General features: G+C 65.0%; 19 protein-coding genes and 1 tRNA gene. 13 read left to right on the top strand and 7 right to left on the bottom strand.

Going from position 1 to position 23,823, the window contains the following annotated elements; genetic code table 11:
* Nucleotides 1-45 precede the first annotated feature (45 nt).
* Nucleotides 46-690 carry a response regulator gene (locus ACX9MO_RS01410; RefSeq protein ID WP_462213275.1) on the bottom strand — a complete coding sequence of 215 codons (645 nt, stop codon included), beginning with the start codon at nucleotides 688-690 and terminating at the stop codon, nucleotides 46-48.
* Complete coding sequence (locus tag ACX9MO_RS01415; RefSeq protein ID WP_462213276.1) at nucleotides 687-1,370, bottom strand: response regulator; 684 nt, start codon at nucleotides 1,368-1,370, stop codon at nucleotides 687-689. Before ACX9MO_RS01415 ends, ACX9MO_RS01410 begins: the two co-directional genes overlap by 4 nt.
* Before the next feature lie 360 nt (nucleotides 1,371-1,730).
* Here ACX9MO_RS01415 and ACX9MO_RS01420 point away from each other — a divergent pair, with 360 nt between their 5' ends.
* The 3 genes from ACX9MO_RS01420 to hisH all read left to right on the top strand — a co-directional run bounded on the left by ACX9MO_RS01420 (nucleotide 1,731) and on the right by hisH (nucleotide 4,127).
* Entirely contained in the window at nucleotides 1,731-2,627 is an 897-nt protein-coding gene (locus ACX9MO_RS01420; RefSeq protein WP_462213277.1) for a sensor histidine kinase, read from the top strand.
* A gap of 270 nt (nucleotides 2,628-2,897) precedes the next feature.
* Nucleotides 2,898-3,485, top strand: a complete 588-nt coding sequence (gene hisB / locus ACX9MO_RS01425) for an imidazoleglycerol-phosphate dehydratase HisB (protein ID WP_222494843.1) — start codon at nucleotides 2,898-2,900, stop codon at nucleotides 3,483-3,485.
* A gap of 3 nt (nucleotides 3,486-3,488) precedes the next feature.
* Nucleotides 3,489-4,127, top strand: a complete 639-nt coding sequence (gene hisH, locus ACX9MO_RS01430) for an imidazole glycerol phosphate synthase subunit HisH (protein WP_462213278.1) — start codon at nucleotides 3,489-3,491, stop codon at nucleotides 4,125-4,127.
* Between the two features lie 242 nt (nucleotides 4,128-4,369).
* Here hisH and ACX9MO_RS01435 read toward each other — a convergent pair whose 3' ends face one another.
* Nucleotides 4,370-4,753 (bottom strand): DUF2147 domain-containing protein, encoded by a 384-nt coding sequence (locus tag ACX9MO_RS01435; protein ID WP_222494845.1) that lies wholly within the window; start codon nucleotides 4,751-4,753, stop codon nucleotides 4,370-4,372.
* A gap of 147 nt (nucleotides 4,754-4,900) precedes the next feature.
* Between ACX9MO_RS01435 and hisA the strand changes: the two genes are divergently transcribed.
* Entirely contained in the window at nucleotides 4,901-5,623 is a 723-nt protein-coding gene (gene hisA, locus ACX9MO_RS01440) for a 1-(5-phosphoribosyl)-5-[(5-phosphoribosylamino)methylideneamino]imidazole-4-carboxamide isomerase (protein WP_462214490.1), read from the top strand.
* 341 nt (nucleotides 5,624-5,964) lie between these two features.
* Here hisA and ACX9MO_RS01445 read toward each other — a convergent pair whose 3' ends face one another.
* Nucleotides 5,965-6,360, bottom strand: coding sequence for a hypothetical protein (locus ACX9MO_RS01445; RefSeq protein WP_462213279.1), 396 nt, complete (start codon nucleotides 6,358-6,360; stop codon nucleotides 5,965-5,967).
* A 266-nt stretch (nucleotides 6,361-6,626) separates the two neighbouring features.
* Here ACX9MO_RS01445 and ACX9MO_RS01450 point away from each other — a divergent pair, with 266 nt between their 5' ends.
* From ACX9MO_RS01450 to ACX9MO_RS01460, 3 genes are read left to right on the top strand one after another with little or no spacing between them, the layout of a single operon-like run.
* On the top strand, nucleotides 6,627-7,124 hold the full coding sequence (locus tag ACX9MO_RS01450; RefSeq protein WP_462213280.1) for a DUF2867 domain-containing protein: 498 nt from the start codon (nucleotides 6,627-6,629) through the stop codon (nucleotides 7,122-7,124).
* A gap of 58 nt (nucleotides 7,125-7,182) precedes the next feature.
* The gene (hisF, locus tag ACX9MO_RS01455) at nucleotides 7,183-7,944 is read left to right on the top strand and encodes an imidazole glycerol phosphate synthase subunit HisF (RefSeq protein ID WP_222494864.1); all 762 of its coding nucleotides are present in this window, start codon (nucleotides 7,183-7,185) and stop codon (nucleotides 7,942-7,944) included.
* Nucleotides 7,941-8,258, top strand: coding sequence for a phosphoribosyl-ATP diphosphatase (locus ACX9MO_RS01460; RefSeq protein WP_462213281.1), 318 nt, complete (start codon nucleotides 7,941-7,943; stop codon nucleotides 8,256-8,258). The genes hisF and ACX9MO_RS01460 overlap by 4 nt, the downstream gene beginning before the upstream one ends.
* 68 nt (nucleotides 8,259-8,326) lie before the next feature.
* Here the strand turns inward: ACX9MO_RS01460 and ACX9MO_RS01465 are convergent, their stop codons facing one another.
* Together ACX9MO_RS01465 and rlmB are read right to left on the bottom strand one after the other, a co-directional pair.
* Complete coding sequence (locus ACX9MO_RS01465; protein WP_222494868.1) at nucleotides 8,327-8,800, bottom strand: CoA-binding protein; 474 nt, start codon at nucleotides 8,798-8,800, stop codon at nucleotides 8,327-8,329.
* A gap of 586 nt (nucleotides 8,801-9,386) precedes the next feature.
* Nucleotides 9,387-10,163, bottom strand: coding sequence for a 23S rRNA (guanosine(2251)-2'-O)-methyltransferase RlmB (gene rlmB / locus ACX9MO_RS01470; protein WP_462213282.1), 777 nt, complete (start codon nucleotides 10,161-10,163; stop codon nucleotides 9,387-9,389).
* A gap of 199 nt (nucleotides 10,164-10,362) precedes the next feature.
* On the opposite strand from rlmB, the gene ACX9MO_RS01475 reads away from it, so the two are divergent.
* The 5 genes from ACX9MO_RS01475 (at nucleotide 10,363) to ACX9MO_RS01495 (ending at nucleotide 21,495) form a co-directional block, all read left to right on the top strand.
* A tRNA-Tyr gene (locus ACX9MO_RS01475) sits at nucleotides 10,363-10,446 on the top strand.
* A gap of 744 nt (nucleotides 10,447-11,190) precedes the next feature.
* Complete coding sequence (locus ACX9MO_RS01480; protein ID WP_462213283.1) at nucleotides 11,191-12,666, top strand: hypothetical protein; 1,476 nt, start codon at nucleotides 11,191-11,193, stop codon at nucleotides 12,664-12,666.
* A 691-nt stretch (nucleotides 12,667-13,357) separates the two neighbouring features.
* Nucleotides 13,358-15,418, top strand: a complete 2,061-nt coding sequence (locus tag ACX9MO_RS01485; RefSeq protein ID WP_462213284.1) for a calcium-binding protein — start codon at nucleotides 13,358-13,360, stop codon at nucleotides 15,416-15,418.
* 578 nt (nucleotides 15,419-15,996) lie between these two features.
* Nucleotides 15,997-17,841, top strand: coding sequence for a calcium-binding protein (locus ACX9MO_RS01490; protein ID WP_462213285.1), 1,845 nt, complete (start codon nucleotides 15,997-15,999; stop codon nucleotides 17,839-17,841).
* Nucleotides 17,842-18,135: 294 nt separating this feature from the next.
* Entirely contained in the window at nucleotides 18,136-21,495 is a 3,360-nt protein-coding gene (locus ACX9MO_RS01495) for a hypothetical protein (RefSeq protein ID WP_462213286.1), read from the top strand.
* 213 nt (nucleotides 21,496-21,708) lie between these two features.
* Here the strand turns inward: ACX9MO_RS01495 and ACX9MO_RS01500 are convergent, their stop codons facing one another.
* Nucleotides 21,709-22,188, bottom strand: a complete 480-nt coding sequence (locus ACX9MO_RS01500; protein WP_462213287.1) for a hypothetical protein — start codon at nucleotides 22,186-22,188, stop codon at nucleotides 21,709-21,711.
* Nucleotides 22,189-22,336: 148 nt separating this feature from the next.
* On the opposite strand from ACX9MO_RS01500, the gene ACX9MO_RS01505 reads away from it, so the two are divergent.
* Entirely contained in the window at nucleotides 22,337-23,356 is a 1,020-nt protein-coding gene (locus ACX9MO_RS01505; protein ID WP_462213288.1) for a glycosyltransferase family A protein, read from the top strand.
* Nucleotides 23,357-23,823: the final 467 nt, after the last annotated feature.

The raw sequence follows: 23,823 nt of genomic DNA on the forward strand, positions 1-23,823 counted from the left end.
CCCCTGCTTAGACCTACTGCATGGGCGTGCAGGTGCCGGCCGTTCTCAGGGGAGGTCCCCCCCGGACAGATGCTCCTCGTCCAGCATGTCCCGCGCCGCCAGCAGCAACCCCTCGATCTGGATCAACCTGTCGCGCCGCTCTTCCTCCGGCACCGCGCTGTCCGTCAGGCGACTCGACCGCATCATGCGGAGAGCGCGCGTCAGGGCCTGCGCAATGTCGCGTCGCACGCGCTCCGGCGGTCCTGCCCTGTCGGGCATGGCAGCCCCCCGGGCCCGAGCGAGGCGCCCCGCCTCTGTCACGCCACGGGCAAGCTCTGCCTCACCGAGCTCATACTTCGCGACGAACCGCATGCCTGCCGGGGCCTGATCGGACACGCCGCTGACCAGCACGCGCACGATCCTGCGGTCGAGGCCGGCGAGGAACTCACTCCCGCGCCCGTCGGGCAGGAGATCATCGCAGATTACCAGGTCGACAGGCCCCTCCGAAAGGCGTCGTGCTGCGCTCTCGAGCGTGTCGCATTCGGTAACAGCCGCGTCGGGGAGCATACGCCGGAGCGCGCGACGCACAACGACGCGGTCCACGCGGCTATCGTCGATCAAGAGCGCGCGCACGCAGGGGCCTGCGGAAAGGCCGTCGGTGCCGGCACTTTCGGCGTCGAGCCCAGAGGGTGCCCAGCCCGACTGCGTCATTGTGGGCGGAAGATGAAGGTCGGGGTCTCTTCGGTCAGCAACTCCTCCCAATGGGCCTCTCCGTTTGCAGCCGGGATGACCCCATGCGCCGCAAGCGTCCGGATCAACAGGCCTTCGTCCTGTCCCTCGCGAGACGCGGCGATTTCCTCGCGCAGCACCTCGCAGATGATCGAGATCATGTTGTCACGCGGCACCGGTGCCGACGGTCTGCCCCCCGGCTCTCTGAGGGCGCGCAGGATGATCTCCTTCACCCCCCCGGGTTCGAGCCCGGATTTCGAGATATAGTCGAGGCACCCATTGCGAATGGCCGCCACGGCTACGTCATAGCGGGCGTCGTTCGTGATCATCACCGCGGGCGTATCGCCATTCAGGCCGCTGGCCCGCAGTATTTCGGTCGCTTCCAGACCGTCTCCCTCGGGCAGAAGATAGTCGATGAAGACCAGATCATAGGTCCGCTCCGCCAGGGCACTGCGAAAGTCCTCCAGCGTTCCGGCGGTGGTGACACGGATCGGCAGGTGCGTCCTGTCGAAGGACCGCTCCAGAGCCAATGCATCGAATTCGGAATCGTCCAGCACGAGGATATCGATCGGCTTCGCAGAGCTGCCAGGCCGATCGAGCCGAGCCGCGATCCCCGGCGGCGCGGGCTCCCCTCCCTGAGACTGCGGCGACTGATGCGACATCCGGGTCCTCCTCTCCTCCTCATCCGACGATGGCAACCTTGCGCCGGAAGGGTGACCGCCAGATTAATGCCGCCCTTTGAGGATCATCGAAGTTTACTCAAGATTTCACGACATCTGCTCCGGCCCCGGCCTTCGTTCGCTCTCCATTAACCTGCAAGGGATAGCTTCCTCATTACGGCCCACCACGATGCCGTCACTCACGAGAGGCGCGCGGTCAAAGATTGGGTGCAGGCCGCGGCAAGAACGCCGTTCAGCAGGCGCACGCGATCCCGACGTGGGAGCATGGCGCCATTCGACGCCAAATCGGCGCATCCCCCGCGCGCGGAGAGGGCAAGTCGGAGACTAGGAGGAGAGTTGAAGATGACACAGGCGCAGACGCAGGAAATCGGCCTCTCTCCTCTCCCCGCGCCGGAGACACAGGGCGCGCCCGACAGGCCCATTGCGGCCCCCACCGCGCCGCCGCGCGAACGACAGGGGGCCGGACCATCCGGGGCATCTGCCAGCGAGGACCCGGCCGAAACATTCATCTATCACGTTACCCATGATCTCCGAGCCTGCTTCCGCGCCATGAAAGTCATCCCGGAGTGGTTCTGCGAGGACCTCGAGAAGTCTGCCCCCGAGGCGTTGACGCTGGTGCGCCCGCATCTCGACATGCTCGCCACGCAGGCGCGCCGCGGCGATACGATCCTTCTGGACCTGAGGGAGTATTCCCGGGTCGGGCGCCTGTCCGATCCTGCGACATCCCTGACCCTCGCGGCCCTGCTTGAGGAGGCGATCACCCTCGCCGAGGTCCCGGCGACCTTCAACGTGGAACCTTGGCTGGAGGCGCCCCGGGTTCATGGACCGCGCAACGACCTGCTGCGCCTGTTCAAGGCATTGCTGGAAAATGCGGTGCGCCATCATGATCGCGACAGTGGACAAATCTGGGTCATCAGCGAGCCGGACGGGGCGAGGGTTTCCCTGCAGGTGATGGACGATGGGCCCGGCATCCCGGAGAGGTTTCACGAAAGAGTCTTTCAGCTGCTGACCACCCTCAAACCCCGTGACACCTGCGAGGGCAGCGGGGTCGGGCTGGCCCTCGCACGCAAGATCGTGGAGCAATCAGGGGGAACGATCAGCCTCGTCGGCACCGGTTCCCGGCGGGGGTGTTGCTTCACCTTCTCGCTTCCCGCAGGAGAGGCCGTCGCGGACACCAGCGAAAATGACAAGGCGTCAGCAACCGAATGGTACGGGGTCCACCCGGGACCGGACTATTGACCCCACGCCGGCCCCCTCCCCCTCGACGTGGCGCGTGGCTTCAGTCCGTGGTCTGGATTGGCGCGTCTACCGAGGGGCTCCTGGCGGGACCTGAAGACCCCATGGCGAGCCAGTCGACGCCCGTCGCCATGCTGCCGCCCGATGCGCGTCGGGGGCAATCCCCCTCGCCCGCCCCAGACACCTTGAGAGCAACGGGGCTCCTCTCCGCTCACCGCTTGGCCTCCGCAGCGGCACCGCCTATAAGGGCGGCGTCACCAGACAGAGGCGAAGATGCGCAGCGCAGAGATTACCCGAGACACCGCAGAGACGAAAATCCGCGTGCGGATCAACCTGGACGGCACGGGGTCCTACGACAACCGTACCGGGATCGGGTTCTTCGACCACATGCTCGACCAACTGGCGCGGCATTCGCTGATCGACATGGAGATCACCTGCGAGGGCGATCTGCACATCGACGATCACCATTCGGTCGAAGACACGGGCATCGCGCTTGGCCAGGCCCTTGCCAAGGCGCTTGGGGACAAGCGCGGGATCAAGCGCTATGGCGCCTGCCTGTTGCCGATGGACGACGCGCTGGTGCGCGCCGCACTCGACCTCTCCGCGCGGCCCTACCTCGTGTGGAACGTCGACCTGCCGACGCCGAAGATCGGCACCTTCGACACCGAACTGGTGCGCGAGTTCTTCCAGGCCTTTTCGACCCATGGCGGGATCACCCTGCACGTGGACCAGCTCCACGGGCTCAACAGCCACCATATCGCCGAGGCCGCCTTCAAGGCCGTGGCCCGCGCCCTGCGCGAGGCAGTGGAGACCGATCCGCGCAAATCCGATGCCGTGCCCTCCACCAAGGGGACGCTCTGACCGATGCTGACTGTCCTGATCGACTACGAGAGCGGCAACCTGCACTCGGCCGAAAAAGCGTTTCAACGCATGGCCGCGGAAACCGGTGGGGGCGAGGTGCTCGTCTCTTCGCGGGCCGAGGACGTGGCCCGGGCGGATCGGCTCGTCCTGCCGGGCGACGGCGCCTTCCCGGCCTGCTGCCAGGCCCTCAAGGGCCGCGAGAACCTGTACGGCGCCCTGCGCGAGGCCGTGGAGCAGAAAGGCCGCCCCTTCCTTGGCATCTGTGTCGGCATGCAGCTGATGGCAGAGCTTGGGCGCGAATATGCGACCACCGCCGGGCTCGGCTGGATCGCGGGCGAGGTGGTGAAAATCACCCCCGCCGACAGCACCCTGAAGGTGCCGCACATGGGCTGGAACGACCTGATCGTGGACCAGGCGCACCCGGTGCTGAACGGGATCGAGACCGGCCAGCACGCCTATTTCGTGCACTCCTACCAGATGCAGGTGCGCCGGGACGAGGAGCTCTTGGCCCACGTGGACTACGGCGGCGACGTCACCGCCATCGTGGCGCGCGACAACATGGTCGGCACCCAGTTCCACCCGGAAAAGAGCCAGGCCACCGGGCTTCGGCTGATTGCCAACTTCCTGAAGTGGAACCCGTGAGCGGCGCTGTTCAGGCGTGAAAATCCGGAAAGGGCGCCACGGAGGCGCCCTTTTTATTGGTGCGAGCCATCGCCCAAGGTCGGCTTACCCCCCATCCAAGACCTGAGACCTGAGACCTGAGACCTGAGACCTGAGACCTGAGACCTGAGACCTGAGACCTGAGACCTGAGACCTGAGACCTGAGACCTGAGACCTGAGACCTTAGGGACCGCGCCTTGGCAGAAAGGCCAAGACCTGAAGACCTATTTCACCCGCGTCCAGGTCTGCTTCTTGCAGATCGGCCCGAAACAGCCCGAGACGGCGAGCGTCTCGCCATTCAGCACCATCTTGGACCGATAGACCTTGTCGGTGGACGGCTGCCAGATCTTGCCGTCGCCGTAGGCCCCGCCCCCCTTCGCGGCCATGTCCCAGACCAGCTGGCGGCCGATATTCTCGCTCTTGTATTCGCCGCCGGACCGGAAGGTCCGGGCGATGGTGCCGCAGATCTGGCCGCCGCAGGGCGCCATCTTCACGATGGCATAGGCCCCGTCATCGACCTGCGTCTGCCACATCCCTTCCACCGGATCGGCCATGGCGGCCCCGGTCGACAGCACAAGCGCCGCCAGGGCGGTTTTCAGGTAAGTCATGCGCTCCTCCCTTGCATGTGCCGCGATCCTTGCGCGGCGCCCAAGCGTCGGGCAAGCCCTGCGTGGGTCGCGTTGCAAATCCCGTCACGTCATGCGAAACCGCGCGCGCGGCCGGATGGGCCCGCTGGCCAGAAGAAAGGGATGCAGATGATCCTCTACCCCGCGATCGACCTGAAGGACGGCAACGCCGTACGGCTCTACAAGGGCGACATGGAGCAGGCGACGGTCTTCAACGACGACCCTGCAGCGCAGGCGCGCGCCTTCGTCGAGGCCGGCTGCGAGTGGCTGCACCTTGTCGATCTGAACGGCGCCTTTGCCGGTGCGCCTGTGAACGCAGCCCCGGTCGAAGCGATCCTGCGCGAGTGCAAGGTGCCCGCACAGCTGGGCGGCGGCATCCGCGACATGAAGACCATCGAGACCTGGCTCGACAAGGGGCTGGCACGGGTCATCCTGGGCACCGTGGCGGTTGAAAATCCCGCGCTCGTGCGCGAGGCGGCAGGCGCCTTCCCCGGCAAGGTGGCCGTGGGGATCGATGCCCGAAACGGCCGCGTGGCGACCCGGGGCTGGGCCGAGGAGACCGATGTCATGGTCACCGACCTGGCCAGAAGCTTCGAGGACGCCGGGGTGGCTGCGATCATCTACACCGATATCAACCGCGACGGCGCGATGCAGGGCCCGAATATCGAGGCGACAGCCGCGCTCGCCGACGCGGTGTCGATCCCGGTGATCGCCTCGGGCGGCGTCTCGTCGATCGCCGACCTGCAGGCGCTGAAGGACTGCGGCGCCGCGCTGAACGGTGCGATTTCGGGCCGCGCGCTTTATGACGGGGCCATCGACCTCGCCGAAGCGCTTGCAGTGCTGAAGGGCTGAGGCCCGCGAACGTGGCGGGCTGACAGGCGACGGCGTGACGCCGCGCCGGTTGCCCCGGACCAGTTGCATGAGACACAAAGAGGCGCCTCATCGGGCGCCTCTTTTGCTTTCGCTTCGCGGACGTGGGGCCGATGCCGAACTTTGCAAACGTCCAGGCAGAGGTTTGCAAAGTCATATCCGGGGCGGGATCGGACCGTGGGCGTCCCAACCCGCGCGGATGATCGACCTGCCCAGTCCAGTTCGCCAGCTGCCCAGTCCACTTCGGCACGCCGCGTCATCCGCCCTTCTGGTAAGAAACGCCGGGCGCTGACCCGTGCGACAATAGCCGCCGGCTCAGTTGGTCAGGCCGCTTCACGTGCGATGGCGACGAGGGCGCTTTCCATCTGTGCGGCGCAGACGTCCGGGTTTGCCCGGTAATTGTCGGCCTCGATCTCGCCGTAGCGCAGCCAGATCTCGCCGCTTTCATCCTCGTAGACCAGCACCCGCAGGGGCACCTTCTCCTCCGCCCCCGGAGGCACGAAGATCAGCAGCTGCGCCCGGGCGAGGGACTGTGCTCCCCAGACGGCGCCCTCTTCATGGTCGACCCGGGCGGAGACCGGAACGCCAATCTCGCGCAGGATATCTTCGAGCAGGTCGGTCGTGGCCGTGACGCTCCGGTCCGACCTCACGCGTTCGAGGGCGGACAGTTCGGGGTTGGCCATGACGGCCAGGAGGGAGCTTGCCAGTATCTGTTTCATGACGTGTCTCCTTTGCGCCTCAACACGTTGAGACGCACGTCGGTTCCCGCGAAGGTCCTGTCTGGCAAGGCTCCGCCGGTCTTGGCCGAGCTGCGCAGGGCCACCTGCGGGCGGCGTGACGCGACGCGGCGGCCCCCGCGATGCCGGGGGTTGGCGGCGGCGACCGGCGGTCCGGCGGGGCGACCGCCCCTGCGGCATCGCAGCCTCTTGTCCCGCGCGGTACCCCCGCTGATCCTCTGCCCGCACACCGCCCGAGGAGCCGCCCCATGACCCTGTCCTGCGCCGCCCTGCGCCACGTCGAAGTGGTCCCCCTGCCCGCCCGCAGCCAGCTCTGGTCCCATGTCCGTCCCGGCGACTTCATCGACGGCTACGCGGTGACCAGCCCCCTGCCCCTGGACCGGGCCCTCGAAACGGCCCTCGCAATGCCCGGCTGGGCGCAGCACCTGCTTGCCCTGCGCAACCTGCTCATGCGTCCCTTCGGCCTGCGCAGCGCCGCGCCGGACGCCGGGGGCAGCCTGCCCTTCCCGATCACCTACCGCGACGCGGGCAAACCCGGCGACGACACCGGGGGCGAGGTCCTGGTGGGCTTCGACGACAGCCACCTCAACTTCCGCATCGCCCTGCTGCGCGAGGGCGACCGGCTCCACATGGCGACATGGGTGCACCGCAACAACCTGCTTGGGCGACTCTATCTTGCGGCGGTGATGCCGTTTCACAGGCTGATCGTCCGCGATGCCCTCGCCCGGGTGGCCGCCACCCGCTGAGGTGATTGCCCTTCCCGCGGCAAGCGCCTAGAGAGAGGCAACGCGACGAAGGACGACCATGCTCAAAACCCGGATCATTCCCTGCCTCGACGTGGCCGATGGCCGCGTGGTGAAAGGCGTGAACTTCGTGGACCTGCGCGATGCGGGCGACCCCGTGGATGCGGCCCGCGCCTATGACGCGGCGGGTGCAGACGAGATCTGCTTCCTCGACATCCACGCCACCCACGAGAACCGCGGCACCATGTTCGACGTGGTCACCCGCACCGCCGAGAGCTGCTATGTGCCGCTCACCGTGGGCGGGGGCGTGCGGACCGTGCAGGACGTGCGCAACCTGCTGCTGGCAGGGGCCGACAAGGTCAGCTTCAACTCCGCCGCCGTGGCGAACCCGAATGTCGTGGCCGAGGCCGCGGATCATTTCGGCGCGCAATGCATCGTCGTGGCCATCGACGCCAAGACCGTGGCGCCGGGCCGGTGGGAGATCTTCACCCACGGCGGCCGCAAGCCCACGGGCATCAACGCCGTCGAGTTTGCCCGCACCGTGGCCGAGAAGGGCGCCGGGGAAATCCTGCTGACCTCGATGGACCGCGACGGCACCCGGGCGGGCTTCAACATCCCGCTGACGCGGGCGATTTCCGATGCGGTCTCGATCCCGGTGATCGCCTCGGGCGGCGTCGGCACCCTGGACCACCTGGTCGAGGGGATCACCGAGGGCCACGCCTCTGCGGTGCTGGCGGCCTCGATCTTCCACTTCGGCGATTACACCATCGCCGAGGCCAAGGCGCACATGGCCGCGGCCGGCATCCCCATGAGGCTGTCATGAGCGTTCTGGACGAATTGTTCGCCACGATCGAAAGCCGCAAGGGCGCGGACCCGGAGAGTTCCTGGACCGCCAAGCTCTTTGCCAAGGGCCCCGAGAAATGCGCCGAGAAGTTCGGCGAGGAGGCCATCGAGGCCATCATCGAGGCCACCAAGGGCGACAAGGCCCGGCTGACCAGCGAGGCGGCGGACGTGCTCTATCACCTGCTGGTGATGCTGGCCGCGCGCGACGTGACGCTGGACGATGTCTATGGCGAACTGGCGCGGCGCGAGGGCACCTCGGGCATCGCGGAGAAGGCAGCGCGCCCGAAGGGCTGAGCCACTGTCCTGCCGGTGGCCCCGGGTCACCGGACGATCGGCGCCCCGGCGCGGTCTCTTGCGGCGCCCTACAGTTTCGAGGAAATCACGCCGGTCGCGAAGCCGCCGAGCCGAAGCTCGCCAAAGAGCCGCTGATACTCGATCTTGGGACAGCGGTTCATGATCACCGTCTTGCCCGCCGCCCGGGCGAGCGCCGCGGCCTCAGTGTTCTCGACCCCGATCTGCATCCAGACGGTCTTGAGGCTTGGCAACAACTCCAGAGCCTCCTCGACGATGGGCAGCACGTGTTCCGACCGGCGAAAGATGTCGAGCATGTCCACCGGCTCGTCGATATCCGCAATCGAGGCGCGGATACGTTCGCCGAAGATCTCTGTCCCCGCATGGCCGGGGTTCACCGGGATCACCTTGAAGCCCTTCAGCTTCAGGTACCGCGCCACGTAGTAGCTGGGCCGCACCGCATTGGTGGAGACGCCCACAACGGCAACGGACTTCGTCGCGGTGAGAATCGCCTTCAGTTCTGCATCGGAATAAATCTCGCTCATGGCGCCACGCTAGCCCCCTGCCCGCCGGCTGGGAAGCGCAAAGCCTGCAGCCCCGCAGCCGACAGCCGCGCAGAGGGGCGTTGCACAGGCGGCAGGCCCGCACTCGGACGCTCGAGGGCCAAGCCGCTGGGATGTGAGGCGTTTCTGCCCGCCCCCGGGGCGCGGACAAAAAAAGGCCCGGGGTCGATACCCCGGGCACAGTCACGGAACGAGGGACAGTGAAAGGAAACGCTGGGGTTCCGCACCAACGTCTCGTGATGTTACATATGGGGCACATGCGCCGATAAAAGGGGCGATCATGGAAACGTGAACAGGATGTAACGGTTGACAGCGTTTTCGGGCGTTTCATCGGCTGAGACGGCGATTTGCCCCTGGACGCCCACGGCCTGCCCTGTCGTCTGGCCTGCCACGCCGACGCACCGGCAGGCACCGCGATGTCTGGTTTGTCTGCCCTGTCAAGGACGGCATATCGCGATGAAATGGGCGCCCGGCCCCGGCCCGTCAACCGGGCCGGTGTCCCTGCCCGATCACGAAGCGGACCTCTACGCCGCCCGACCTGCGGGCGGTCACACGTCCCCTGGCCGCCTCAGCCCTTGGCCGCGTAGAGCGCCACGGCGGCTGCGTTGGACACGTTGAGCGACCCGAAGCTGCCGGCGAATTCGATCTTCACGAGCGCATCGCAGGTCTCGCGGGTCTTTTGGCGCAGGCCCGGCCCTTCGGCCCCCAGCACCAGCGCGACGGGACGGTCGCGATGGCCCTCGACCGCCTGCTCGATGGTCTGGTCCGCCTCGCCGTCCAGACCCAGCAGGAGGTAGCCCATCTTGCGCAGCTCCTCCATCGCGTCGGAGAGGTTCCGCACCCGCAGGTAGGGCTGCCGTTCCAGCGCGCCGCTGGCGGTCTTGGCCAGCGCCCCGGTCTCGGGCGCGGAATGGTGGCGCGGGGCCACCACGGCCACGGCGCCGAAGACCTCGGCCGAGCGCAGGATCGCGCCAACGTTGTGCGGATCGGTCACCCGGTCCAGCATCACCACGCGCGGCGGGCGTTCACCGTCCCCCAGGCAGCGGTCGGTCAGCGTACCCCAGTCGAGCGGCTTGACCTCCAGCGCTGCCCCCTGGTGGACGGACTGCGGATCGATGGGCGCGCTGAACTTGCGCGGATCCACGACCTCGGGCTCGATCCCGGCCTTGGCGATCGCCTCGGCCAGCTTGTCGGCGGCATTCTTGGTGACGATCAGGCGCAGCTTCTCGCGGGCGGGGTTTTCCAGCGCGTCGCGCACCGCATGCAGGCCGAACAGCCAGACAGTCTCTGCCGCGGCGGCCTTGCGGCCCTGCTCCTTTTCGATGACCCACTTGGGCTTTTTCATCGCGCCGATCTTTCCTGTTCCGGGCGGTTTCCGCGCCCTCTGCACTGTCTCATGTCTGTGACATTGCCCGCCCGCAGGCGCAAGTCGCTTGCCGTTGGGACCGGCACCGAAAAAGTCGGGATTTTCCTGTTGACGCCCCCCGAGCGCGCTTGTAATCACCCCCTCACATCAGCGGCGCGCTACGGCGGCTGACGGATGTGGGCGACGAGCTGCAAGGTGCGGCAGCGGACTGTAACTCCGCCGGGGAGACCCATGCCTGGTTCGATTCCAGGGTCGCCCACCACTCTCCCCTTAAAGCTATTGATTTTACTCAGTAATTTTAAGATAAGAGTGGAGTTCCCACATTCGACCCCACATCTCAATAGTGATCAAAAGCGCCTAGAGCGCACACATGTTGACACATCGCGCACCGCTTCTGGCCGAAAACAAGGTGTCCGCTCCGGGCCTTCCACGCCCAGATTTCTTGTCCAGGGCTGTCGCCCTGGACAAGAAATCTGTTCCCTCCAGCACCCTGACAATGCAGTCACCGGCCTGCATTGCCTCCCCTCCTGCATCGGGGCCGGGCTTGTCGGTGCCCGGAACCTTTCCCTTCTCTTGACCCCGTCAATCTCGCTGGCGCTACTCGCGCCAATTCCCCACCCCCTACGTGGCAGGGAACCGGCCCGATCATCTGGCGAGCCTGTCGGCGTCAACACCATCTTTTCCGCCCCCAAAGTCAGCCCCCCGATCAAGGGCTTTGCGAAATCCGCATGCGTGTTGGTCTTGGCAGCACCTTCCAAGAGCCGAACGAACCCTCTGGCAATCTCGGCCCTGAGCCGACATTCGTGCTAGTCGCGGCGAACCACCGTATCAGCGCTCTTCGGCTAATGGCTGCAGAGGGCACTTTTGGCGAATGCGCTGCTTGTTCAGAAAATGCTCGTTTCAGGACGAGAAGCGCTTGGCCAATCTCAATCTTTAGGGTTGTGTTTTGAGTATTCTCGGCTTTCCTTCTCGAATATTGATGCCGCAGTCGATGATTTTTCCGGAGATGGAACATATGATCAGTGTCGCTGAAGGACTGCAAGTTCTTGCTCCCGACGCCCTTCCGATCTTGGCGGAACTTGATTCCCGCGATGCCAGTCTCTGGCTTTTGCCCGCCTTTGCCGAAGCGGCAGGCCCAGAAGCGACCGCTAGGGTGTTGAGCCTGCCCTGGGAATTCGTTCTTAGTGAGACCGCATCGGAGGGCCTGCTCAAGGCTATTGATGCTTTGGACAGTGCGATCGAGACTCCGCTCGTTCGTCGGAGAGGGCTGGTGCATGTCATTGATGTCCCGCCCTCAAGCACCGTGCTGCCGACCCGGAGCCTTCCGATCTTCTTGCTCAACGGTCGCACCGAAGCCGAGAAGACAGGATTTGCCGCTCGGGCGCGCCGGATAGAAATGATCATGGAGTTGCAGCAGCGCGGTGTCCGGAGCCTCGTGGTGCTCGGCGGACCCGATCTGACGCTGCCAGTTGAATTGGGACAACTTTGGCAAGACGGATTCCAGTGCGCCCTGACGATCGTCAGCGATGATCCCAAAGCTCGTCAGAAGATAGTTGAATGGCAGGCAGACGCGGGGGCGCGGCGGGTAACGCTGCTGCCAGCCCCAGCGGCGTTGCTGTCGGAAGCCCTGCATAGACGCTATACGGAGCGCGCCGACGACCGGCTCATCATCCGTATTCGGGATGCCCAAGGGGGCCGACACCGCGTCGACCTGTCGGGACGCGATGACCCCGAGTATCCGATACTGGGCAATTACGAACTGCTCTCCGAGGCTCATCTGGAATACGTGACGCCAGAGGGGCTGACTTCGGAGGAAATCAACGGGTTCTTCCAGGATCCGTCGGCCTCGTGGCGACCCTATGCTGCGCAAATGCCGTGGTCTCGGGACGATGGCGCCAGGAACACCGTAACAAAGGCGCTGCGGCAACTCGACCGTAACGGACCGGAGGCCAGTCGGATGTTCTACATCCGGGCGGAATCCGGAGCAGGGGCGACCACGTTCATCCGTGACCTTGCCTTCGGTGCGGCCATGGACGGTTATCCGACGCTGATAGCTACTCAAGCCCCCTTTGCACCCAGCGGACACGCCGTAGCGAATTTCATCACCTCCTGTTTGAACGGTATCGCTTCGGCTGAAATCGGAAAGGGCCTGCGCCAGTACGAGGCACCTTGGCTGATCGTGTTCGATCGGTCGCAGTGGGCTGAGGCGCAGAACAGCAGTTGCGCAGGATTAGATTGGGAGATCGAGGATTTCTTATCGGAGGACTTGATTCGAGAGTTCTGCAATGCCCATCCAAGGGCTCTCGTCCGAAAACAAGAGATGGCGGGCCGCGTGCATTACGAGTTCTCAAGGGCTGGCAAGGGGCAATTGCAGGGGTATGTCGCAGAGGAGGCACTCGTTGATGACGTGATCGAACTCATACGTTTGATCTGTGCATTACGAGACTATCTGGGCCTGGAGCACGAAAAGATGTGTCCTTAGCCGAGCTCGTCCGTTCCGGAAGCCTGCGCAGCAGACTTCTGGGCACAGTGTAGCAAACGGCCGCTCTCCGCCCTACGCGCCATCGCAGATCGCCATCCTACTCCAGACGTGAGCAGTGTCTATCAGCCATTTGGACCGCCATTCCCTGCCCTTCCGGCTAATCGCGGCCGACCTGCGTGGTCCAGAGGCAGAAGACGTTGATCAACATTCGCTAGCTCAGGCACAATCGGTTACGCCTTCGCCGACCAATCCCCTCCAAAGACGTAAGAACGGCCGGCGCTAAGCCTAAGCTTCGGCTTTCCAGACCGTGGGTCCAGGACAGCCGTGCACCAGTGGTGCAGACACAAGAGCTCTATCCAACATCTCTGGGAACCGACCGGAGCTTCCTCCATGCCCTCCGAACGCAAACCCATTAAGCCAGAGGAAGAACTACCTACGAACGACAAAACTATCGCAAGAAAAAATCAACCTAGCCGCGAAAATCCATCGAAGGGCACACTTAAAAAAATATGAACTGCCCACGCAATGGGCTCACCTCGAAAACATTTCAGACGAAATCCACTTCAACGCCGTTCACGTTGACTAGATGCCAGAATCAGACATATTTTTTTCTCAGAAATATTACGAATATCACATTTCAACCAGCACCCCATGTCATCGACTTCACCAACCTTTCCGAAGGAATAGTGCAATGACTTCAATTACTGGATCACAGTACGATAATTACATTGACGGCACAGAATTCGACGATTCAATTTCAGGCCTCGAGGGAAACGATACCATTAACGGCTTCGGCGGATATGATCTCATCGAAGGTGGCCACGGCGATGACAGCCTTGACGGCGGAGACGGTTCCGACACGATCTATGGAAACGCAGGCTCTGAAAATGGTTGGCTGATCGAAGATGCGCCCGACGGACAAGATCTGATTTACGGTGGGTCCGGCAACGACCTGATCTACGGAAATCAGAACAATGATACGATTTACGGGAACTCAGGGAACGATACGCTCTACGGCGGGCGTCAGAATGATATCATAATAGGCGGAGAAGGCGATGACTTCATGGATGGCGATGAGGAGAATGATCTCTTTATCATAGATGACTACAACCCCGGAAACGATACCATATTCGGCGACTCCGGCGATGACACACTGCGCGTGGTGTCAGGTTCATTCGAAACACTTCTCCTAGGGGCCTCCGCTTCCGTTGAAACATTGGATATGAACGGCGGGGACGTCAATGGAACCGATGCAGCCGATCAATTCGATCTGAGCGGTGTTGAGAGCTATCCAAACGGCAACTCCTTCTACCTTCAGGGCCACAACGACTCTTTTGTCGGGGCGAATGTTGCGGAATACATAGACGCAGGAGACGGTCGGGATACGGTCATTGCGGGTGGCGGCGACGACACGCTTTTGGGCGGAAACGGTGATGACTCGCTCGACGGCGGTGACGGCGATGACCTGTTCATCATCGAGAATTACGAGCCAGGCAACGACACGATAGCCGGGGGTGCGGGGGAAGACACCCTGAGCTTAAGAACTGGAAACCTCGAAGAACTCATACTCGACGAGGCGTCGTCGATCGAAATCGTTGAGATCAGAGGCGACCAAGTATGGGGAACGGATGGCGCCGATCGTTTCGATCTGAGCGGAGTCGTGAGGTACTCCAATGGCAACGCCTTCTCGATGGGCGACAACAACGACTCCTTCTTGGGCTCGAATGTTGCGGAATATGTTGACGCTGGCTCGGGAAACGACACCGTCGTTGCAGGAGCCGGGAATGACACGCTTTTGGGCGGAAACGGTGATGACTCGCTCGACGGCGGTGACGGCGATGACCTGTTCATCATCGACGCTAACGAGCCAGGCAACGATACAATGGCCGGGGGGGCGGGCGAAGACACCGTGAACTACAGACACGGCAACCTCGAAGAACTCATTCTTGACGAAGCGTCATCGATCGAGGTCATCGACATGGGCGGCGGGCAAATCACGGGAACCAGCGCGGCAGACGTCTTCGATGTGAGCGGCGTCACAAGCTATGTGTATGGGAACAGCTTTTCTCTTCAGGAACACCATGACAACTTTACCGGATCGGCCGAGGCCGAGTGGGTCGATGGCGGCAGCGGGAACGATACCCTGAATGGAGGCGACGGCGCCGACACTCTTTCAGGCGGCGAGGGCGACGATGTGATCATCGGTGGAGCCACTGAGGCCGACCTTCGAGACGAGATCTATGGAGGGGAAGGCAACGACAGCATCGATGGTGGGTTTGGCAACGACGAAATCCGCGGAGACCAGGGCGACGATACGATCACGGGTGGAGCCGGTGTCGATACCATCGTCGGCGGGGACGGAGATGACCTTCTGACAGGACAGACATGGTCCGACGTCATTCTTGGAGGGGACGGGGCCGATTTCATAAACGGCGGCTTCGGTCATGACCGATTGAATGGCGGGGGAGGCGCTGACACCTTCTTCCATATCGGTGTCGAAGGGCATGGGTCCGATTGGATCCAGGATTTTTCGGTGGACGAAGGAGATATTCTGCAATTCGGTGGCGCGGCAACTCTCGACGACTTCCAGGTCAACTTCACTGAGACCGCGAATGCAGGAGATGCCGGTGTCGAGGAGGCATTCGTCATCTTCCGGCCAACCGGACAAATCCTCTGGGCCCTTGTTGACGGAGCTGCCGAAGCTGAAATCAACATCATGATCGGTGGCACGATCCAGGATCTTCTTGCGTAGCCGACCAATCTTTTCTCACAGGACCGCTTATGAACATCGGAGCGCTCTGAATTGGCGCATAGGGCGCCCGCTCGGGATAGAGCTGGCGCCCTTTCAGATATCGCACCGCCTTGCATCAGGCCGAGGCACAAAATAGCCGTTCGCGCACAGATCGATGGTTCTGCCAAACCAAGGCTCCAGCCCTTGCCCGTAGCGGCTACCCGGCAAAGGCGACGAACGCGGAAGGAACGTCCGAGCCTCGTCGAGATCATGTCCCACGGACTGCGGGTGGCAGGAGGCCAAAGCTATGGTATCCCCCCAATGTCCTGCCACCCAGTCCTAACCTGCGCCACTGCTGCCATGTTCTGCCTATGTGACGCGAACCTGTCGCGAGGCTAAGAAATCTACTCCACCTCACGGCCAACCGTCTCTTCCCCTCTCGCGCCCCGCCCGAGTTTTGAGAATGCGCCGGCTCGTGGTATCCTCGGGCGCAGGCGGCACCAGATAACCGCAGTTCCCTCTTCGACAGCTACATCGCCGCCGGAAATGACCAGGGGTCTCCCACTGCCGGGTATGTATTGTCATCGAGGAGGCGTGACATGACAGCCTATTCCGCCCCGATCGGTACGCCGATCCTTGTGAACACCCTGACCGCCGCCGACCAGCAGGAACCGCAGGCCGTGGCGCTTGCCGGTGGCGGCTATGCGGTGATGTGGCATTCCGGAGACTCCGGCATCCCGGTCACCCTGCGCGGTGCGATCTTCGACAGCAGCGACCAGATCCAGGGCACCGAGTTCGAGGTCATGGATGATCTGCAATCGGCGCAGACACCCTTCTCCCTGATCGCCACCGGCGGCGGCATGACGGCGGTCGAAGGCGCGCGCAGTTCTTCCCCGTTCAGCCTCTTCATCGAGGCCCAGAGCGTCACCGGCACCGGGGTCCTGTCCGGAGAGGGAGAGATCCTCAGTACCCTGACCAGCGTGCACCGCAATCCCGATGCCGCGGCGCTTGGCGGCGGGGCCATGGTCACGGTCTGGGAAAGCCTCGCCATCGAAGGCACGTTTGCCACGATGGGCATCGCGGGGCGGATCGTCGGCGGCCCCGGTGCCGGTGAGACGGAATTCCTCGTCAACACCACGACGGACGGGGCTCAGGACACGCCGCAGGTCGCGGCGCTGACGGGCGGCGGCTTCGTCGTGGTGTGGAACGGGCCGGCGGGGGTCTACGCCCAGCGCTTCACCGACGGTGGGGCCCCCCTTGGCGGCGAGGTCCGCATCGACACCGCCACGGACCGCACGGCCGCGGGCCAGGTCCAGGTGGCAGGCCTTGCGGGCGGCGGCTTCATGGCGGTCTGGACCCAGGCCGTGGGCGGCGACACCCGGATCTTCGGCCAGGCCTTCGACGCGACCGGTGCCCCGGTCGGCGGCGAGATCGCGGTCAGCACCACCACGGTGCACGAGGCCTCCACGCCGCAGATCACGGCCCTGCAGGACGGCGGGGCGCTGATCGGCTGGTCGTCGCATGGCTTTGTCGGGGGCGTGCACCCACCGGGGTTCTACCTCCAGCGGGTCGCGGCGGACGGCAGCCTGCAGGGCAGCGAGACAGTGCTGTTCGACAGCGGGGGCGTCTCCTCGTCCGACCTGTCGCTGACCACCCTGCCCGGGAACGAGGTGCTTGCGACATGGACCGCGCAGCTCCCCGGCGGCGACGGCCTCGACATCTACGCGCAGCACGTGATCTCGGCGGGCAACATCGTCGGGACAGACCTCGCCGACCTTCTGCTGGGGGCCCACGGTGACGATCTCATCCGCGGCCTCGCGGGGAATGACACGCTGCGAGGCGAGGACGGGTCCGACACGCTGATCGGAGATGCCGGCAACGATGTCCTCATCGGCGGCGCCACCGCCGCAGACCTGCGCGACGTGATCTATGGCGGCGCGGGCCATGACAGCATCGACGGCGGTTACGGCAATGACGAATTGCGCGGCGACGGCGGCAACGACACGATCGTCGGGGGCTACGGCGCCGACACGGTGATCGGCGGGGACGGCGATGACGCCCTGACCGGCCAGACCTGGTCCGATGCGATCTTCGGCGGTGCGGGCAACGACTTCATCAACGGGGGCTTCGGCCATGACCGGGTGAATGGGGGTATCGGGGCGGATCGCTTCTACCACCTCGGCGTCGAAGGGCATGGGTCCGACTGGATCCAGGACTTCTCGAACGCGGAGGGCGACGTGCTGGTCTATGGCGGCGCGGGCGCTTCTGTCGACGACTTCCAGGTGAACTTCACCGAAACGGCGACTGCCGGAGCAGCGGGGACCGCCGAGGCCTTCGTCATATTTCGACCGACCGGACAGATCCTCTGGGCGCTCGTGGACGGCGGGGCGCAGGACGGCCTCATGATCAATATCGCGGGATCGGAGTTCGACCTGCTTGCCTGAGGGCGCCGCCCGGGCCGTGCACCGGGGGCATCCTGACGCGACGGGGCCGCCCTGCCCGACGTCCCCGGCCAACGTCTCCTCGTCGCGGCCCCGGGCTGCGGTGTCCCGCACCGCGTCGGAGCGGGCCCGCGCCGCGCGGCAGGCCCGCAGGCGCCGCAAGCCGGGTTAACAGGACGGCGACCCGCGTGCTACGCTTTGACCACTGAGTCTCCGAGCCGATCTTTTTCCCGGCAACCTGCATTTTTACCCGCCGGTTGGCTCTCATTTTTCTATTTGATTTCAAGAGGTCGTCAGATGGCTGATCCCAGCGAATATACCACCGTATCCGACAATTCCCTCCTGCCCTTCGGTCAGAACCTCATCGCGCAAGGCGATGACAACTCGGTCGAGTTCGATATCAGCGCCGTTTTCGAGACCGGCTTTCTCTTTGGCAACCGCACCTTCGACTCGCTGTTCCTGAGCACGAATGGCGGCGTGAGCTTCGTCAGCCCGACGATCAATTTCGCGGGGGTCTTCGATAACACCGACTTCATCATTGCCCCCTTCTATGATGACCTCGACAACCGGACCCTGCCGCCGGGGGCCGATCCGGGGATCTACTTCGACATCAACACCGACAGGGATTCCATCGTCGCCACGTGGGTTGGAGTCGGCATTTTCTCCAACAACGTGACGGCGCCGAACACCTTCCAGCTCGAAATCGTCGATCTGGGAGATGGCGATGCTGAGGTCATCTACCGCTACAGCGACATGGGCAATTCCCGTTTCAACAGCTTTCAAATGGGCCTCGTCGCGGACGGGGCGCCCCGCATCTTCCTGCGCGGCGGAACCGCCGGCGATGAACTGGGCCTCGCGGCCGACATGGATGAACTGGTCGGCAACACGGGGGTCGAAGGCGTCTGGCAGTTCCGGATCATCGACGGGCAACTGCAGATCGACGACCTGGAAGGGGACGTGCTGAACGGCAACGGAAACCCCAACACGATCATCGGGACGGACCGCAACGACGTCATCTCGGGCGGCGGCGGCAACGATACGATCTTCGGCAGGCTCGGCATCGACCGGCTGAGCGGCGATGACGGGGACGACTCGATCGATGGCGAAGGCGACGACGACATCCTTCACGGCAACCTCGGCAACGACACGCTGCTCGGCTCGTCCGGGAACGACACGCTCTTCGGGGACGAGGGCGATGATAGTCTCGAGGGCGGCACGGGCACCAACGAGCTGGACGGCGGGGCCGGCGCGGACGACCTTGTCGGCACCGGCGGCACCGCCTACGCCGCCTATGGCAGTTCGACCTCGGGGCTGACGATCAGCCTGGGGACCCCCGGATCGAACACCGGCGACGCTGCGGGAGACACCTACACGGATATCATCGGGGTCATCGGGTCCGACTTCGCCGATGACATCGCGGGCGATGCCGGCGACAACATCCTGCGCGGCGCCGGCGGAAACGACGTAATCGAAGGCGGCACCGGCGGGGATCAGCTCTTCGGTGACGACGGGGCGGACACCCTGCTGGGCGGCGACGGCGATGACGTGCTGACCGGCGGCGGCGGCGGCGACGTCATGATCGGCGGCAGTGGCAACGACGTTGCCAGCTACGCCGAAGCGGTCGATGGCCTTACCGCCAGCCTTCAGGACGCGGCCAGCAACACCGGCGAGGCGGCCGGGGACAGCTACACTGGCATTGAGAACCTGACCGGCGGGATCGGCGACGACCTGATCACGGGCTCGGGCGGATTGAACCGCCTGCGGGGCCTCGAAGGCGACGACACGCTGATCGGCCTTGCAGGGGACGACCGGCTCTGGGGCCACCAGGGCGACGACATCCTGAACGGCGGACTGGGGGCTGACTTCCTCAGCGGCGACGCCGGTTTCGACCTGGCAACCTACGCGACGGCGACCGAGGGCGTTCTCGCCAGCCTCAGCGCACCGGCGACCAACACCGGGGAAGCGACCGGGGACACCTACAGCAGCATCGAGGGCCTGATCGGCACCGACTTCGACGATACCCTTGCCGGCAACGCGGACGCCAACCTGCTGCGCGGCCTCGGGGGCGACAACTCCCTCATCGGTGCCGACGGGGACGACACGCTGGTCAGCGGTGCCGGAGCGGACACGATGATCGGTGGCAACGGCAGCGATACTGCGGATTACAGCACCAGCGCCGCGGGCGTAGCCGCGGACCTCGACACGCCAACGTCGAACGCGGGCGAGGCGCGCGGGGACAGCTATTCCTCGATCGAGAACCTGACCGGGTCCGAGGCCGGGGATTCGCTGGCCGGGACCAGCGGGGCCAACGTGCTGCTCGGCCTTGGCGGGAATGACACCATCTTCGCGCGCGGCGGGGCGGACACGATCGACGGAGGCGACGGCACGGACACGGCCTCCTACGAGTCCACCGGCTTCGTCGTGATCGACCTCGAGGACGACAGCCTGAACCGCGGCGCCGCGGACGGGGCGACCTTCACGGGGATCGAGAACCTGATCGGCTCCGAAGCCTCGGACGACCTCTTCGGGGACGACGGGGCCAACGTCCTGTCGGGCCTCGGCAACGTCGACCACATCGAGGGACGCGGCGGCAATGACACGCTGGAAGGCGGGGCCGGCAACGACCTGCTCGATGGCGGCGACGGGGATGACCTGATGTCCGGCGACGACGGCGACGATACCCTGCTCGGCGGCCTCGGCTCGGACGATCTCGGCGGCGGCCTCGGCAGCGACAGCCTCGTCGGCGGCGCGGGGGATGACTCCCTCGGCGGGGACGAGGGCAACGACTTCCTCGACGGCGGCGACGGGGACGACAACCTCGCCGGGGGCGATGGCGATGATCTCATCCTGCTCGGGCTCGGGGACGACCAGGCCGGCGGCGGCAACGGCAACGACACCATCGAAGTGGACGCGGCCGATGCCACGGACATCAACCGCGTGTGGGCCGGCGCCGGGAACGACAGCGTCACCGGCAACATCTCGGCCGATGCCCTGTCCGGCCTCGACGGGAACGACACGCTCATCGGCGCTGCGGGGAATGACACCCTCAACGGCGGCGATGGCTCCGACATCCTGAACGGCGGCGACGGGGACGATTCCATCATCGGCGGGGACACGGCGGCTGACCTTCGTGACAACGTCTTCGGTGGCGCGGGCAACGACTTCATCGACGGCGGGGCGGGCAACGACGATCTGCGCGGCGATGCCGGCAATGACGAGATCATCGGCGGCGCAGGTGTCGACACGGTCATCGGCGGCACCGGGAACGATACGCTCACCGGGCAGACCTTCTCGGACGTGATCCTCGGCGGGGACGGCGACGACTTCATCAACGGGGGCTTCGGCCATGACCGGGTGAACGGCGGGACCGGCGCGGACCGGTTCTTCCACGTCGGTGTCGAAGGGCACGGATCGGACTGGATCCAGGACTTCGACACGGCCGAGGGCGATGTGCTCGTCTATGGCGGTGCCGGGGCCACGCTCGACGATTTCCAGGTGAACTTCACCGAAACGGCGAGCGCAGGGGTGGCCGGCGTCGAAGAGGCCTTCGTGATCTTCCGGCCCACGGGCCAGATCCTCTGGGCCCTCGTCGACGGGGCGGCCCAGACCGACCTCACGATCCAGATCAACGGGACCGAGTTCTCGCTCCTCGGCTGATCCCATAGGGCCAGAACGGGAAAACGGCGGCAGCGCAAAGCTGCCGCCGTTTTCATCTGCCCTGCCCGAAGGCGGAAACACGGAGAGGGACGGCCGGCTGTCCCTGAGAGAGGGCGACGCCACCGACTCCACCTTCTCCCGATGCGACCGCCCCTTCCGATGACGTCAGGCCGCCAGGCGCCGGGGCCGACCGTCTGGCCCTGCCCCGGCCCCTCATGGCATCAGGATGTCCTGACGCTGAAAGCTGGTCACGATCCGGCTGAGATCGTCGAGCACCAGTTCCACCGTCGCCGTCTGGACCGATCCCAGCGGGAAGGCGATCAGCGGCAGGCCGCCGGTTTCGGTGAAGGCATTGGGCGAGGCCGTGCCCTCGTGGCAGGGCGGCATCTCCCAGCGGGACATGGGACCGCCGTTGATCGAGATGTGGAAGCCCGCCAGCCCGCAGCGCCAACTGAGCACCTGCGTGCCATAGAGGTAGTCCTGCCCGTTCACCTCGTTCAGCGCCAGCCATGACCTGCGGGTCACGAGAAGCAGCTGCTTGATTTCGCCCGCGGTCGTGAATTTGCCCGTGGGCACCTGCGGTTCCGCCCCGTAGCCATAGGCCGCGGCCTGCTCCGGGGTGAGGTAGACATCGCCGTCCTGCGCAACGGCAGGCAGCGGGAAAAGGAAAGCGGCGGCAAGGAGATGTCGCATGAAAGGCACCTTTTGAAATCGGGGGCGCCCCGTGGCGCCGGAAAGATATTTCGTTCAATCAATGGCCTCCTTATACTCGGATGCACCCCGGCCAATCCAGCGTTTCGATCCGACGCATCCCGGCCATGGCGCAAGACCGGAGGCCCGATTGCCCAGCCCTGACCGCCCTGCCCCGCACGCCGCCGGGGGTGACTTCACGCTCTTCTGCATCGGACAGGCCGGGCGGCTGCAATACGAGGCGCTGCTCCTCGTGGCCTCTCTGCGGGCCCATGCGCCCGGGTTCACCGGCCGCGTGGTGGTGGCCGAGCCGCAGCCCGGCCCGCTCTGGGAGGCGGACCCGCGCATGGATGACCGTGGCGTCCGGGAGGCGCTGGAGGAGATGGGCGCCGAGATCCTCCCCTTCGAGAGCCGCCACTTCGGCGCGACCTATCCGAACGGCAACAAGATCGAGGCGCTGCTGGCCCTGCCGGAGGGGGAGCCCTTCCTCTTTCTCGACAGTGACACGCTGGTGCTGGACGAGCTTGCGCAGGTGCCCTTCGATTTCGACCGTCCAAGCGCCTCGCTGAAGCGCGAGGGCACATGGCCCGAGATCGAGCTCTACGGCCCCGGCTACTCCGCGATCTGGAAATCGCTCTACGACCGGTTCGGGCTGGACTTCGAGAGCTCCCTCGACCTGGGCCAGCCGGACGAGTTCTGGCGGCGCTACCTCTATTTCAACGCGGGCTATTTCTTCTATCGCTGTCCCCGGGTCTTCGGTCAGCGGTTCCTCGACATGGCGCTCACGATCCGCGATGACCCGCCGGAGCAATTGCTGGGCCAGGCGCTCTATCCCTGGCTTGACCAGATCGCCCTGCCGCTGGTGATCCACGCGCTCGGCGGCGGGCGCGATGTGCTGCCCGAGGGGCTGATGGACGGGCGCGTGACCTGCCACTACCGGCTGCTGCCGCTGCTCTACGCGCTGGAGAGCGCCGGGACGGTGGCGAAGCTGGAGCATCTGGCGCAGGACAACCAACTGAAGAAGCTTCTGAAAAACCACGAGGCGTTCAAGAGGGTGATCTACCAGGGCAAGGGAGAGAAGGCCCGGCGGCTGTTTGACCGGGACGAAGGGCCACTGCGAAGCGTGCAGATCCGGAAGCGGCTGAAGCGGCACAACCTCTGGCTGCGGTGAGCGGCGTGCTGCGCGAAGTCTGAGTGCGGCTTGCTCTTCGGTTGGAGTGCGGAAGGCCCGCGCATCCTTCCGTTGGAAATCGAAGTCCCTCGGTTTCAGACGCTGCCCCTTTGCCACGCCTTCCGGCCCGTCGGGAGGGCAGCGCCGTCCCGCGGGGGGCGCAATAGCGCCGCCCCATTGGGGGTGGGTCGGCGTTGCCCGGCCTCACGGCCGAGTGGGACATTCAAAGGGACACGGCTCCAATGGACAGCCTCGCTGTTTCTGTCCAGCCATGCCGCGGCGGACCTCAGCGCCCAGCGTCATCCGGCCAGACGAAGCACTCCGCCGGGTCTGCTCCCTGGCACGTCTTGCCCCCCCCGTCCCGACAGCGCGCCTCAACCAGCCCATCTCCCCTCGCCCCAACCCCACCGTTGTGACGCGTTCCCCGATGTCCTATCCCTAAGACGCGCATGCGCATATTTTGAGGG

The sequence above is a fragment of the Pseudooceanicola profundus genome (assembly GCF_054919315.1).